The organism is Halomonas sp. DP8Y7-1, assembly GCF_019801685.1.
GTDB lineage: Bacteria > Pseudomonadota > Gammaproteobacteria > Pseudomonadales > Halomonadaceae > Halomonas > Halomonas litopenaei_A.
The window spans coordinates 274,724-289,077 of the sequence record NZ_JAHVIN010000006.1 but is presented as its reverse complement, the minus strand read 5'-3'; the positions used below and the strand labels follow the sequence as shown (position 1 = coordinate 289,077).

12 protein-coding genes are annotated in these 14,354 nt (G+C 61.4%); 10 read left to right on the top strand and 2 right to left on the bottom strand.

What is annotated here, in order from left to right:
* Positions 1-46: 46 nt before the first annotated feature.
* Positions 47-1,021: a PDR/VanB family oxidoreductase gene (locus KUV41_RS10515; protein ID WP_222486006.1), complete on the bottom strand. Its 975-nt coding sequence runs from the start codon at positions 1,019-1,021 to the stop codon at positions 47-49.
* A gap of 275 nt (positions 1,022-1,296) precedes the next feature.
* Between KUV41_RS10515 and KUV41_RS10510 the strand changes: the two genes are divergently transcribed.
* From KUV41_RS10510 to KUV41_RS10500, 3 genes are all read left to right on the top strand, one after another.
* Positions 1,297-2,205 carry a LysR substrate-binding domain-containing protein gene (locus KUV41_RS10510; RefSeq protein ID WP_222486004.1) on the top strand — a complete coding sequence of 303 codons (909 nt, stop codon included), beginning with the start codon at positions 1,297-1,299 and terminating at the stop codon, positions 2,203-2,205.
* 274 nt (positions 2,206-2,479) lie between these two features.
* On the top strand, positions 2,480-4,069 hold the full coding sequence (locus KUV41_RS10505) for a peptide chain release factor 3 (protein ID WP_206938603.1): 1,590 nt from the start codon (positions 2,480-2,482) through the stop codon (positions 4,067-4,069).
* A 1-nt stretch (position 4,070) separates the two neighbouring features.
* Entirely contained in the window at positions 4,071-4,850 is a 780-nt protein-coding gene (locus KUV41_RS10500; protein WP_222486002.1) for a TatD family hydrolase, read from the top strand.
* A 28-nt stretch (positions 4,851-4,878) separates the two neighbouring features.
* Here the strand turns inward: KUV41_RS10500 and KUV41_RS10495 are convergent, their stop codons facing one another.
* Entirely contained in the window at positions 4,879-5,907 is a 1,029-nt protein-coding gene (locus KUV41_RS10495) for a YgfZ/GcvT domain-containing protein (protein WP_222486000.1), read from the bottom strand.
* 243 nt (positions 5,908-6,150) lie between these two features.
* On the opposite strand from KUV41_RS10495, the gene KUV41_RS10490 reads away from it, so the two are divergent.
* The 7 genes from KUV41_RS10490 to KUV41_RS10460 all read left to right on the top strand — a co-directional run bounded on the left by KUV41_RS10490 (position 6,151) and on the right by KUV41_RS10460 (position 14,326).
* Positions 6,151-6,348 (top strand): hypothetical protein, encoded by a 198-nt coding sequence (locus tag KUV41_RS10490; RefSeq protein WP_206938615.1) that lies wholly within the window; start codon positions 6,151-6,153, stop codon positions 6,346-6,348.
* A complete protein-coding gene (locus tag KUV41_RS10485) occupies positions 6,348-6,755 on the top strand; it encodes an OsmC family protein (RefSeq protein ID WP_206938617.1) in 408 nt (135 codons plus the stop codon). Before KUV41_RS10490 ends, KUV41_RS10485 begins: the two co-directional genes overlap by 1 nt.
* Before the next feature lie 184 nt (positions 6,756-6,939).
* Entirely contained in the window at positions 6,940-8,970 is a 2,031-nt protein-coding gene (gene uvrB, locus KUV41_RS10480) for an excinuclease ABC subunit UvrB (protein ID WP_222485998.1), read from the top strand.
* Between the two features lie 131 nt (positions 8,971-9,101).
* Positions 9,102-9,920, top strand: a complete 819-nt coding sequence (nei, locus tag KUV41_RS10475) for an endonuclease VIII (RefSeq protein ID WP_222485996.1) — start codon at positions 9,102-9,104, stop codon at positions 9,918-9,920.
* A 141-nt stretch (positions 9,921-10,061) separates the two neighbouring features.
* Positions 10,062-11,567, top strand: a complete 1,506-nt coding sequence (locus KUV41_RS10470) for a fumarate hydratase (protein ID WP_206938623.1) — start codon at positions 10,062-10,064, stop codon at positions 11,565-11,567.
* Between the two features lie 184 nt (positions 11,568-11,751).
* The gene (cls, locus tag KUV41_RS10465; RefSeq protein ID WP_206938625.1) at positions 11,752-13,185 is read left to right on the top strand and encodes a cardiolipin synthase; all 1,434 of its coding nucleotides are present in this window, start codon (positions 11,752-11,754) and stop codon (positions 13,183-13,185) included.
* Between the two features lie 223 nt (positions 13,186-13,408).
* Positions 13,409-14,326: a LysR substrate-binding domain-containing protein gene (locus tag KUV41_RS10460; RefSeq protein WP_206938627.1), complete on the top strand. Its 918-nt coding sequence runs from the start codon at positions 13,409-13,411 to the stop codon at positions 14,324-14,326.
* Positions 14,327-14,354: the final 28 nt, after the last annotated feature.

Here is a 14,354-nt window from a genome sequence, read left to right as displayed (position 1 = left end):
TGTTCGGTGGTATCTACTCGATGGGGCTATCAATGGATCAAGGGGGTTACGCTTTGAGTGACAGACTGGGGGTCGTGGATCGCGATACGCAGATGCACATGGAACTATTTGACTCGTGGTCTTCTTCGCTCAGGCAGTAGTCGCGGTGCTCTGGGGTGCCGTCGATGACGTCCACCGCGCAGACCCCGCACTCACCGCGATTGCAGTCGTACAAGGGGTCCAGGCCGGCGGCGATCATCACTTCGAGAATGGTCTTGTCGGGCGGCACCTCGAGGGTCATGCCGGATTCGGTCAGTTCAACCTGGAAGCCGGTGTCACCTGTCTGCTGTGCGGTACTCGCAAACAGTTCAAAATGCACCTGTTCCGCTTCCCAACCGTTGGCCTTGGCCGTTGCAATGACGGCGTCGATCAGCCCGCGAGGGCCACAGACATAGACGTGCTTGCCGGGGGCTGGGGGACCCATCAGGGTAGCGAGCTGCAGGCCTTTGCTCGGATCTCCACCGTCGAAGCACAGGTGAGCATGCTGACCGCACAGGCTTTCGATATGTGCTCGATAGGCCATAAGCCCCGGCGCTCGAGCGCCGACATGCATCTCATAAGAAGCGCCCTGTGCCTGCAACTGTGCGGCCATCGAGAGTATGGGGGTGATACCGATGCCGCCGGCGATCAGGACGTGGTGCGTGCCATCCTGTGCCAGAGGGAAGTCGTTGCGTGGACAGGATGCGCCAACAGTGACACCTTCCTTCAAACCATGCATGTAGGCGGAACCACCGCGGCTTTCTGGCTCCAGCTGCACGGCAATCTCGTAGTGAGAGGTGGGGTCCTGGCTATTGACCAGGGAGTAGGCACGCTCATCCCGGCTGCCGTCAGCTAGCTGGACCTCTACTTTCAGGTGTGCGCCGGGAGTGAAGGTTGGCAGCGTCTGGCCGTCAGGGGATACCAGCTCGAAGGCTTTGATGGTGGGGGTGAGCTGGCGAATCCGGCGTACGGTCAGTGTGAGGCGAGTCTCTGCGGTTGGCATTATTGTTTCCTCTCTTGGCATCACGGCTGACTCCACTGTAGGTAGCCCCGACCACGAGAAAAACGCGGATATTGGAGAAAATAATGTCGTCGATGGGATAGTGGCTGGAGTCGTGCCTGAGATGGCCCTCAAGAGAGCCCTTAAGAGAGCCCTTAAGAGAGCCCCGCAGGAGACAAGGCGTCAGCTGAGCGACGGTTTTGCTGGCGCTGAGCAAGGTGACGATAGCCAGGATCGGCTCTAATCGTGGGTGTCCATGGAACAAGGAAGCGAGCGTCATGACCTACCCGAATGCCAACAGCATGCTGTGGTTCGCCTGCATCGTGGATCTAGGAAGCTTCGGGCAAGCCTCTGAGCGGCTGGGAATACCCTCCAGCACCTTGAGTCGCAAGTTGAGGGAGCTGGAACGCAATCTGGGTATACGGCTGCTGGAGCGCACCACCCGGCGTATGCACCTGACCGAGGCCGGCGCGGTGTTCTATCAACACTGTGTGGCCATGCGGCGGGAAGTCGAAGATGCACAGCTGGCCGTGGGCCAGCTGCAGTCGACCCCGAGTGGTGTGCTGAAGGTGGCGTCGCTCTACACCTTTGGTTCTCAGTACCTGGCGCCGCTGTTGGGCGGTTTTCTGCAGCAGTATCCAGATATCCGCCTGCAACTGACCCTGAACGATACCGCGGTGGACCTGCTTGCCGAGGGAACGGATATCGCGCTTCATGTGGGGCCGGTGGAGCAGGGGGGCTATCGCTTTCGCAAACTGGGTGAAGCAGTGATGCGGCTCTACGCAAGCCCCACGTACCTGGACCGTCATGGACGGCCTAGTCACCCGGACGAACTGGTCAACCACGTAACGCTTGCCCAGTCGCCCAATCCCGAGAGAGAGCGGGTGGTGTGGCAGCTATGGCAGCCGGAGCATGAAGCCCTGCGTGTGCAGCTAAGGCCTGCGCTGGTCTCCAATGAACCGCTGTCGGCGCTGAACACTGCTCTTGGGGGGCATGGGATCTATTTTGGGACCTCGCTGATGGCCAGGCCCCACCTCGCGGAAGGGGCCCTGGAGGCCGTACTGCCGTCCTGGCGTGGCCCGACGCTGGAATTTCACGCGGTGTTTCCCAGTCGTAGTGGGCTACCACCCAAGGTACGCGTGTTTATTGACTATCTGGCGGAGCATATAGAGGAGAGTCTGGCCTAGGGCTCGTCTGAAAAGTGCCTGCACTCATCGCTTACATTCAGGCTTATCGACGTTTCGGAGGAAACATTCAGAGAAACGGGACTGAGCCGTTGGGTTTCATCGACGGTGAGCCGGGTCAGCAGGTCGTCCCGGGCCCAGGCTGAGGAGGCAACCACAGCGGATGTCCTGTCTGGGTGGATGCAGGCAGGGGCCTCGTCGCGGTATCATGGCGACTTTGCACACGGCGCCAAAGTGCCCGTGTCCCCACTCGACGAGCAAGCAGGCGTAAGTCTTCATGTCCAACCCCAAGCAGGCCCAGGAAACCGGGCTTCGGCGTACCTTTGCCATCATCAGTCACCCGGATGCGGGTAAGACCACCATCACCGAAAAAATGCTGCTGTTCGGAAATGCCATCCAGATGGCGGGGTCGGTGAAGAGCAAGCGTGATGATCGTCATGCCACCTCGGACTGGATGAAAATGGAGCAGGAGCGGGGGATCTCGGTGACGACCTCGGTCATGCAGTTCCCCTATGGCGGACGCATGGTCAACCTGCTCGACACCCCCGGGCACGAAGACTTCTCTGAAGATACCTATCGCACCCTGACCGCGGTGGACTCTGCCCTGATGGTCATCGATGGCGCCAAGGGGGTCGAGGATCGCACCATCAAGCTGATGGAGGTCTGCCGCCTGCGTACCACCCCGATCCTGACCTTCGTCAACAAGATGGACCGCGATATCCGTGACCCCATCGAGGTAATGGACGAGGTCGAGACCGTGCTGAACATCCAATGCGCGCCCATGACCTGGCCGATCGGGATGGGGCGCCAGTTCAAGGGCGTCTATCACCTCTACAATGATGTCATTCACCTCTACACCCAGGGGCAGGGCAACCGAATCCCCGATGACAAGCGCATCGAGGGATTGGACAGCCCCGAGGTCGACGCCGTGCTCGGGGAAGATGTGGCTGAAGAACTGCGCATGGAGGTAGAGCTGGTGCGCGGTGCTTCTCATACGTTCGACCTTGAGGCGTACCGCCGTGGGGAGCTGACGCCGGTGTACTTTGGTACGGCGATGGGTAATTTTGGTGTGCGCGAGATGCTCGATGGCTTTGTCGAGTACGCGCCGCCGCCCCAATCGCGGGAGACCGATGTGCGAGAGGTGCCCGCGGAAGACGAGCGGTTCACTGGGTTCGTGTTCAAGATCCAGGCCAACATGGATCCCAACCACCGCGATCGCATTGCCTTCCTGCGGGTATGCTCGGGCAAGTACGAGAAGAACATGAAGATGCGCCACGTGCGTATCAAGAAGGACGTCAAGATTGCCGACGCCCTGACCTTCATGGCGGCAGACCGTGCGCATGTGGAAGAGGCCTGGCCGGGTGACATCATCGGTCTGCACAACCACGGCACGATTCAGATCGGCGATACCTTCACGCAAGGTGAGGATATGCGCTTCACCGGGATTCCGCACTTCGCACCGGAGCTGTTCAAGCGCGTGCGGTTGAAGGATCCGCTGAAGATGAAGGCCCTGCAGAAAGGCCTGCAGCAGCTGTCGGAAGAGGGGGCGACCCAGGTGTTCATGCCGGTGGACAACAATGACCTGATCCTTGGCGCGGTGGGTACCTTGCAGTTCGATGTGGTCGCCCATCGCCTGAAGGAAGAGTACAAGGTCGATTGCATCTACGAGGGCGTGAACGTCAATACTGCGCGCTGGGTCTACTGCGACGATGCCAAGATGCTTGAGGAATTCAAGCGCAAGGCCAGTGCCAACCTGGCCATCGATGGCGGTGGTTATCTCACCTATATCGCGCCGACCCGGGTCAACCTGCAGATGACCCAGGAGCGCTGGCCGGACATTCGATTCCGCGAGACCCGCGAGCACTGACATGTTGATCGACGCCCATTGTCATCTGGACAACGCGGCATTTGATCCCGATCGTGACGCTGTCCTGGCCAGGGCGCGTCACGCCGGCGTCGATCAACTGGTGGTGGCGGGCACCCATCGCCAAGGATGGCAGGCAACCCTGCAGCAGAGCCATCACGATCGTGTGCATGTCTGCCTGGGGTTACACCCGGTGTTTCTTGCCCATCATCACCTGAGTGGTGGTGACGACGATCTGGCGGCGCTGGCACGGGCCCTGGATCAGCATCCCGAGTGTGTCGCCGTGGGTGAATGCGGTATCGATGCCCGCTTCGGCGATACTCTCGAGCAGCAGTGGCGACTGTTCGATGCCCAGCTGGCGCTGGCCAAGGAACGCGACTTGCCGGTGGTGGTGCATTGCGTGCGGGCCAATGACGAGGTGGCCAAGCGGCTGCGTCAGCTGGCGCTGCCGGCCGGTGGCGTCATTCATGCCTTTTCCGGGTCCGCGCAGCAGGCGAGCCGGTTCCTGGACCTGGGTTTCGTGCTGGGCCTGGGGGGAGCGGTGACCTATCCGCGCGCGGCGAGGCTAAGGCGGGCCGTCGTCTCGCTACCTGATGACGGTTTCCTGCTGGAGAGCGACAGTCCAGACATGCCGCTATGCGGCCATCAGGGGCAGCGCAACGAGCCTGCCAGGGTGGCCCAGGTATGCGACTGCGTAGCCGAGCTGCGACGGCAGACCATCGAGCGGGTGGCAGACTGCAGCAGCGGTAACGCCCGCAGGTTGTTTCGGCTGCCACCTGGGTGATGGCAGCCTCGCTGTATCGTTCTGAGACCTAGACCAGCGTCTCCGGATCAAGCCGTTCCACCGCATAGGGCAAATGCAGCAACTTGCACTTCTGGCCCTCGGCCTCAAGCGCCATCTCCTCCGCCTTGGTGTTGAGGACGGCCAACACCTCTACCTGTGCGTAGGCGTCCAAGGCGCTTGCGATGACCTCACCCTGTCGCTTTCCTTCTGCATCCAGCACGTCGGAGCCTGCAGCCGGTAATTGAGTGCCTTCAAGCTGGGCCCGGTAGAGACGCTTCTTTACCTGGCCACGGAAGTGCGCTCGGGCGACGACCTCCTGTCCGGTGTAGCAGCCTTTCTTGAAGCTGATGCCGGCCAGCCCCTCCCAGTTGAGCATCTGGGGCAAGAAGCTGTCCTGCTGGTTGGCGTCAATGAAATGCAGCCCCGCCTGAATATCCGACAGTCGCCAGACGTCATTGCCGACAATGCTGCATTGCTGCGCCAAGCGCTCGAGCAGGGACCTGGCATCTTCCTCCTGAAGCATGATGACGTAGCGATCCCGTTGGCCCGGGTGCGCCAGTATCATCAAGGTGTCCTGGGTGGCCTGATGCCATACGGCTGGCGCTTTAAGGTCACAGTCGACCTCTGCCAGCGCGGCGGCCTCCTGCCCGATCAGGCCGATCATGGCCAGATCATCCCGTTGCTGGAGGGATACCTTGTAGAAGGCGGCAAACTTGCCAAGATGGTTGGCCATTGGGGCGATCAGGCTGCGATGCATCAGCAGGCGATAGTGGTCCGGCGCCACCTGCATGAGCTGGCCATTGGCGAGCATGCGTCCCTTGGGCGTGCAGAAGCAGGTCAATGGCGCGAAGTCGCCGTTGGCATGCTGGACCTGGGCACTGGTCTGCCCTTGCAGAAAAGCGCTGGCATCGGCGCCGGTGATGTCCAGAGCACTCAGGTGCACCAGCGGTGTGACCACGGTGCCGTCGAGGGCCTGTCGAGGCGCGTCGGGGGTAGTAAACTCGACCTGATCCGGGCCGCTGATATGACCGCCTAGCGCGGTGATCCAATCCGTCATGAGACCGTCCTGTCCGGCGGTAAGAAGTGGGCGCAGCATGTGAGCATCATGCATGTTATGCGCATGCGTGCAATGTGAGGGCGGACCCAGCGTTTTGCAAGCACGCGACCGCCGCCTGTCGGGACGCCGTCTTGTCCCTTCCTGTACTCGAACGGTCGAGGCCGGACGATTGCGCCGCTGTCAGTCATGGCTGCCCATGCTAAGCTTTCGGGTTCGTCCACAGCGTTCAGGAAGTGATATTCGATGGCTCAATATTCTCTTGAGTTTAAGGGCGTAGATAGCGCCGAGCAGGTCAACCAGATCACCACCGCGCTGATGATGCTCGATGGTGTCGACAGCGTAGAAGTCGGTCGGCACGGGGCCGAGGTGGAGGGGAGAGCGCGTCGAGAGGCACTGATTGAGGCGATCAAGCGCCTCAAGCTCGGCATCGAGGTGAAGTGATGACCATCCATGTCACCACCGAGAAAGACGGCAAACTGAGGCAGCGCGTTTCCATCGAGAGCTTCGACGACATTCTGGTCGACGTGCCAGTGCCCTATGGCGGAGACGGCCTGGCACCGGACCCACACGACTACTTCGACCTGTCGTTAGGCGCTTGCAAGGCTATCACCGCCCAGATGTACGCTCGCCGCAAGGAATGGCCCCTGGAGGGGGTCAGCGTGGTGGTCACCCGCGATGAGCGTGATGAACGCAAGGGGATCTACCGGCTCGATGTGGCGATGACGTTTCACGGAATTGCCGACGCTCAGATGCAGGCACGGCTGGAAGAAATCAGCCACAAGTGTCCCATTCATCGGCTGATGACCAGCTCCACGGTCGAGATCACCACGCGCACCCTGGCAGAGTGAGCGCGTCAGGGCGCCGCTATTGCCTGGCTTCCGCCGCACCCTGGCTTTCGGTGTACCGCTTTACGGCACGTTGGTCATGGCAGCGATGGTGTGTAGCTAGTGTCGGAGACTTGGCGATGGTGGTGGGGCTTGAAGGATGGTCGCTTCGCCCCGACCTGATGAATATCCCTCTGCAGGAGTCACGATGAGCAAGTCGTTCCGTCTTTCATCCAAGTTCAAGCCCGCCGGCGACCAGCCCAACGCCATCTCCGGGTTGGTCGGTGGTCTCGATGCAGGCCTGGCCCACCAGACCCTGCTGGGGGTTACCGGCTCAGGCAAGACCTTCACCATGGCCAATATCGTCGAGCGGCTCCAGCGGCCGACGATCGTCATGGCACCCAACAAGACGTTGGCCGCCCAGCTTTATGGCGAGTTCAAGGCGTTTTTCCCCGATAACGCGGTCGAGTATTTCGTCTCCTACTACGACTATTATCAGCCTGAAGCCTACGTGCCATCGTCGGACACCTTCATCGAGAAGGACGCCTCGATCAACGACCATATCGAGCAGATGCGTCTGTCCGCCACCAAGGCACTGCTGGAGCGCCGTGATGCGTTGATCGTCGTCTCGGTCTCGGCGATTTATGGCCTTGGGGACCCGGATCAGTACCTGAAGATGCGCCTGCACTTCACTCGTGGCGAGTTGATCGACCAGCGGGGGTTTCTGCGGCGTCTGGCGGAACTTCAGTACACCCGTAACGACATGGACTTCAAGCGCGGTACCTACCGGGTCAGAGGCGATGTCATCGATATCTTCCCGGCGGATGCCGAAGACGAGGCGGTCCGGGTCGAGCTGTTCGATGACGAGATCGACTCGATCAGCCTGTTTGATCCGTTGACCGGCGAAGTGCGTGGCAAGGTCCCGCGCATGACCATCTATCCCAAGAGCCACTACGTGACCCCCAGGGAAACCATCCTGGCGGCGGTGGACCGGATCAAGGAAGAGCTGGTGGAGCGTCTGGCCTTCCTGCGTAAGGAAGATCGACTGGTCGAGGCTCAGCGTCTGGAGCAGCGCACGCTCTACGATATCGAGATGATGCTTGAGTTGGGCTACTGCAACGGCATCGAGAACTATTCCCGCTACCTGTCTGGAAGGAATCCCGGTGAGCCGCCGCCCACCTTCTTCGACTATCTGCCGTCCGATGCACTGCTGTTCATTGATGAGTCCCACGTGAGCGTGCCCCAGGTAGGAGGCATGTATCGGGGTGACCGCTCGCGCAAGGAAACCCTGGTGGAGTATGGCTTCCGACTGCCCTCGGCGTTGGACAACCGTCCCATGACCTTCGAGGAGTGGGAGCGGATCTGCCCTCAGACGATCTTCGTGTCCGCAACGCCCGGCCCTTACGAGGCCGAACACGCCGGACAGATCGTCGAGCAGGTGGTGCGACCCACCGGACTGCTGGATCCACAGATCGAGGTCAGGCCGGCGTCGACCCAGGTGGATGATCTGCTGTCCGAAATTCGGTTGCGTACCGGCGTCGGTGAAAGGGTGCTGGTCACGACCCTGACCAAGCGCATGGCAGAAGATCTGACGGAGTATCTGGACGAACATGACGTCAAGGTTCGCTATCTGCATTCCGACATCGATACGGTCGAACGGGTCGAGATCATTCGTGATCTGCGACTGGGCAAGTTCGATGTGCTGGTGGGCATCAACCTGCTGCGAGAAGGCCTCGACATACCAGAGGTGTCTCTGGTTGCCATTCTGGATGCGGACAAGGAAGGCTTCCTGCGTGCCGAGCGTTCGCTGATTCAGACGGTCGGACGAGCCGCGCGTAACGCCAACGGCAAGGCCATCCTCTATGGCGATCGCATCACTGACTCGATGCGCAAGACCATTGACGAGACCGAGCGTCGTCGCGCCAAGCAGATGGCCCACAACGAGGAGCACGGCATCACGCCCCAGACGGTCACGCGCTCCGTGGCTGATATTCTGGAGGCTGCCCAGGCTCCCGGTAGCCGCAAGAGCAAGGGGCGGGGCAAGGATCGCAAGGTGGCCGAGCCGGAAGCCACCTACGACGTGTCCAGCCTGTCGGGGGATGAATTGCGCAAGGAAATGACGCGGGTCGAGGACGCCATGAGCGAGGCCGCCGCCAACCTCGAATTCGAGGAGGCTGCGCGTTTGCGCGATCGCTTGCACGAGTTGCGCGAACGTCAGCTTGCCCTGGGGGCGATGTAGGTCCCAGCCTGCGGAGCCGGCATGATGGCGAGGGTTGAGGCGACGCTATCGCCTGCCGTTGGCAGGTAGCGCCCCTCACGCTTCGCTTGATGGCCAATGGTTGCCGCCCCCGGTGTCCGACAGGAGGCAGAATGCCAGAAGGTCCCGAGATTCGACGCGTCGCCGACCGGTTGGGACAGCAATTGCAAGGTCGCCGGCTCGATCATGTATGGTTTTCCTTCGCCGAACTAAAGCCACAGGCGTCGTCGCTGATAGGGCGCAAGGTGTCCTCGGTGGACTGCTGGGGCAAGGCGCTGCTGATTCACTTTGACGATCAACGAACGCTGTATTCACACAACCAATTGTACGGTGTGTGGAAGCTGCACCGGCGTGATCGCCCCCCGTCCACCCGGCGTTCGCTAAGGGTATCGCTGGCCGCAGGGCAGCACGCCGCCAGTCTCTATAGTGCATCTGATGTCTCCCTGTGGCAGCACGATGCACTAGCCGATCACCCGTTTCTTAGCCGATTGGGGCCAGATCTGCTCACCCACCAGGTCAGTCCTGAGGATATCGAAGAGCGTCTCGACGCCCCGCAGTGGCGCGGTCGGGCGCTGGGAAATAGTCTGCTTGACCAGGGGCTGCTGGCCGGTATCGGCAACTATCTTCGCTCAGAGATCCTGTTCTTCGCCGGCGTCGCTCCGGGGCGGCGCCCCCGGGATCTGTCGGCTCAAGAGCGCCAGCGACTGGCGCGCACGATCCTTGACATCACGCAGCAGGCCTACCGGCAGGCGGGCGTGACCAACCGCGCTGAGTGGGTGTCCCTGGTCCGGCAGCAGGGAGCCACGCGGCGGGGGTGGCGGTTTGCGGTGTTCGAGCGGGATGGCAAGCCATGCCACGCCTGCGGCGGCGAGATAGAGCGCATCAGCATGGCCTCGCGTCGGCTGTATCACTGCCCGCGCTGCCAGCGCTGAACCGTCATTCACGCCAGTCTGGGTCGGGGAGTGGCTGCCTAGCGCAGCGCATTGCGCTACACTAGCGCCCCTCGCAAGCCTGCCGTGCTGCCTCCGCGTGGCCAAGAGAGCGGGCGTACCGACCCAGCCAAGGAGTCTGCCATGACCGTGATTCGCCAGGACGACCTCATCACGAGTGTCGCCGATGCCCTCCAGTACATCTCCTACTATCACCCGAAGGACTTCATCGACGCCATGGCGGCCGCCTACGAGCGTGAGGAGAACCCGGCAGCGAAGGATGCCATCGCCCAGATCCTGATCAACTCGCGCATGTGTGCCACGGGGCACCGCCCGATCTGCCAGGACACCGGGATCGTGACCGTGTTCGTCCACGTCGGCATGAATGTCCGCTTCGAAGCGGACATGAGCCTCGACGACATGATCAACGAGGGCGTGCGTCGTGCCTACAACTTTCCTGACAACGTGCTGCGCGCCTCGGTTCTGGCTGATCCTGATGGCAAGCGCCAGAACACCAAGGACAACACCCCCGCGGTCATCCACCACAAGCTGGTGCCGGGTGACAAGGTAGAAGTCCACGTCGCGGCCAAGGGCGGCGGCAGCGAGGCCAAGTCCAAGTTCGCCATGCTCAACCCGTCCGATTCCGTGGTGGACTGGGTAATGGAGCAGTTGCCCAAGATGGGGGCTGGCTGGTGCCCGCCGGGCATGCTGGGTATTGGTATCGGTGGGACCGCTGAAAAGGCCATGGAGCTTGCCAAGGAAGCGCTGCTGGATCCGATCGATATTCAGGATCTTCAGGCCCGCGGAGCATCCAGCCGCGCCGAGGAGCTGCGTCTGGAGTTGTTCGACAAGGTCAACAAGAGTGGTATCGGCGCCCAAGGTCTGGGTGGACTGACCACGGTGCTGGACATCAAGGTCAAGGATTACCCGACCCACGCAGCCAACAAGCCGGTGGCGATCATCCCCAACTGCGCCGCCACTCGTCATGCCCATTTCACCCTGGATGGTTCCGGGCCTGCTGCGCTGAAGGCGCCCAAGCTTGAGGACTGGCCCGAGATCACGCGCGAGGCGGGTGCCAACGTCAAGCGCGTGAATCTCGATGAGGTGACCGCCGAGGACGTCCAGAGCTGGCAGCCGGGTGATACGTTGCTGCTGAACGGCAAGCTGTTGACCGGGCGCGATGCGGCTCACAAGCGCATGGTCGATATGCTGGCCAAGGGCGAAAGCCTGCCCGTGGATCTGAAGGGGCGCTTCATCTACTACGTCGGGCCGGTGGATCCGGTGGGTGATGAGGTCGTCGGACCTGCAGGACCGACAACCGCGACCCGCATGGACAAGTTCACCCGCACCATGCTTGAGCAGACTGGCCTGCTGGGCATGGTCGGCAAGGCCGAGCGGGGACAGCTTGCGATCGATGCCATTCGCGATAATCAGGCGGTGTACCTGATGGCCGTTGGCGGCGCCGCTTACCTGGTGTCCCAGGCGATCAAGGCATCCCGCGTGGTGGGCTTTGAAGACCTTGGCATGGAAGCCATCTACGAGTTTGAAGTGGAAGACATGCCAGTGACCGTGGCCGTGGACAGCCAGGGTACGTCGGTGCATCAGACCGGCCCGGCCAAGTGGAAGGAAATCATCGCCGAAGCGGTGTGACCCTGCCGCTACGACGGCCGGGGAGGCAGTGGCGTGATCCCAACGTCGCCTCTGGCGATGCGCGGCTCATGCGCTGACGAGATACGACGGCTCCGCCACCTGGCGGGGCCGTCGTCGTTACCGGTATGCTGGTGCCGGCACGAGGATGCAATACGGTGCCTTGTCACATGGACGGAGACCCGCGATGACCTCATGGTTGATTGGTGTGGCCATCTTTTTGATACATGTCGGCGGCGCCATTTCCGCTGTCATGGCGCTGATGTCGAGCCGTACCTCCCAGGGCGCGATTGCCTGGATCATCTCGCTGCTGACGATGCCCTATCTGGCCTTGCCCGCCTACTGGGTATTTGGGCGTCCACGCTTTTACGGCTACGTATCCGCTCGTGGGCAGCGCGACACCTTGCTGAGACGCGTGCTGCTGCGCTACCGAGATCGGTTCGACTCCTATCTGGTCAGTTCAAGCCATGCCGATGTCAAGGCGGTCGAGAAGCTGGCCATGATGCCGTTGACCAGCGGCAACCGCACCGAACTACTGATAGATGGTGAGCAAACCTTCGATAGCCTGTTCGCGGGTATCGATGCCGCTCGCTCCTACATCCTCATCCAGTTTTTCATTGTGCGAGATGATGCCCTTGGGCGACGCCTGCAGCAGCACCTGATGCGTGCCGCCGAGCGTCAGGTACGGGTCTACTTCCTGTATGACGAGATCGGTAGTCGCCAATTAAGCGAGGGTTACCTGCGGGACTTGCGCGACGCTGGGATCAACGTCAGCGCCTTCCATTCATCGCGAGGCTGGCGTCACCGGTTCCAGCTGAATTTCCGCAATCACCGCAAGATTCTGGTGGTGGACGGCCGCGAGGGCTGGCTCGGAGGGCTCAATGTCGGCGTCGAGTACCTCGGAGAAAATCCGCGACACGGAGCCTGGCGAGATACCCATCTCAAGTTGACCGGCCCCAGCGTGCTGGGTCTTCAGGAGGCCTTTTGGGAAGATTGGCACTGGGCCACGGGGACCATGCTCAGCCTGTCGTGGGCGCCGGCTGTCGATCATCACGACGCCACTGACGACAGTGACCGTCAGGTGGTGATCGTGCCCTCTGGTCCTGCCGATCCTCAGGAGACGGCCAGCCTCATGGTGCAGCATCAGATTCACAGCGCGCATCATCGGCTGTGGGTGACCAGCCCCTATTTCGTGCCGGACGAGGGGGTGCAGGGGGCGCTACGACTGGCGGCCATGCGCGGCGTCGATGTACGTATCATGATGCCGGAGCGTCCGGATCATCTGCTGGTGTTCCTGTCGGCCTTTGCCTTTCTGCCGGACATGATCAAGGCCGGTATTCGAGTGTTCCGCTATCAACCCGGTTTTTTGCATCAGAAAGTGATGTTGATCGATGACGAAGCCGCCAGTGTGGGCACCGTGAATCTCGATAATCGATCCTTCAGGCTGAATTTCGAGATTACCGCACTGGTCCCTCACCGCGGGTTCGCCAGTGAAGTGGAAGCCATGCTGCAACAGGACTTCGCCAATTGCCGTGAGGTGACGCTCGAGGAGATGCGTGCACGTCCTCTGTGGCGCAAGCTGGTGTCCCGTGCCGCGTATCTGTTGGCGCCGGTGCAGTAGGGTCCGGTTTTGTTGCAGCAAGGCATGGCTTAAAGGCACGGCTTCAGGGTACGGCAGCGGTGAAAGTGCGGCGGTCTCGACACAAAGTCCGGGACGATGCTTGGGCATGGGCCTGGTTTCGGGTACATTGAGCCGCTTTGGCATCCATCACAGCCATTTGCCCTCTCGAGAGCGTTAGTCGAAGAGGGCGACGTTGGACGGGGCAACAGTTCAAGGAGTACCGGTGAATCTAGAAACGAAATGGCTCGAGGACTTCGTTGCCCTGTCCAACACTCGGAGCTTCTCGGCCTCAGCGCGTCAACGCCACGTCACGCAGCCCGCTTTCAGTCGCAGGATTCGCTCTCTTGAGCAGGCGGTAGGGGTCACACTGGTAGACCGCTCTACCACGCCGATCGACCTGACCCCCCAGGGGCAGCTGTTTCTGGTCACGGCGCGCAACATCGTCGAGCAGCTCAATGAGTCGTTGGGCCACCTGCGTGGTCTGGCCATGGCCAATGAGGCGCTCGATGTGGTGGCCGCGCACTCTCTGGCCCTGAGCTTCTTTCCGCAGTGGATTTCCCGGCTGCAGAAGGGGTTGGGTGAGCTGCCCACCCGCCTGGTTGCGATGAACGTGGGGGAGGCCATTCACGTTCTGCGCGAAGGCAATTGCGACTTGATGCTGGCCTACTATGATCCCTATGCCAGCATGCAGTTGGATGGGGAGGTCTTCCCATCGTTCTCGATCGGCAGCGTCAAGATGATTCCGGTGTGTCAGCCGGACGCCAATGGCGAGCCACGCTTCTCGCTTGACGGCGATGCGTCGCTGCCCTATCTGGCCTATACCCAGGGTGCCTTCCTTGGCCGCAGCGTGCGTATGCTGCTGAAGAATGACCCCTTGCGGCTGCGCTTGCGCACCGTATACGAGACGGCGATGGCCGAGGGCTTGAAGGCTATGGTGATGCAGGGGGTAGGGATGGCATGGATTCCCGATTTCTGCCTGCGCCAGGAGCTGAAAAACGGCACCGTGGTCAGGGCTGGCGGTGAGAAATGGGATGTCCCGCTGGAGATTCGCCTGTACCGCTGTTCACTGGTGCACAAGCCGGGCGTCGAGAAGCTGTGGCGTCAGATGATGAAGCTGCCACGGGACTTCCTGGAGGCCTGATGCTGGCCAGGCCTCGGTGGTGGGTGAG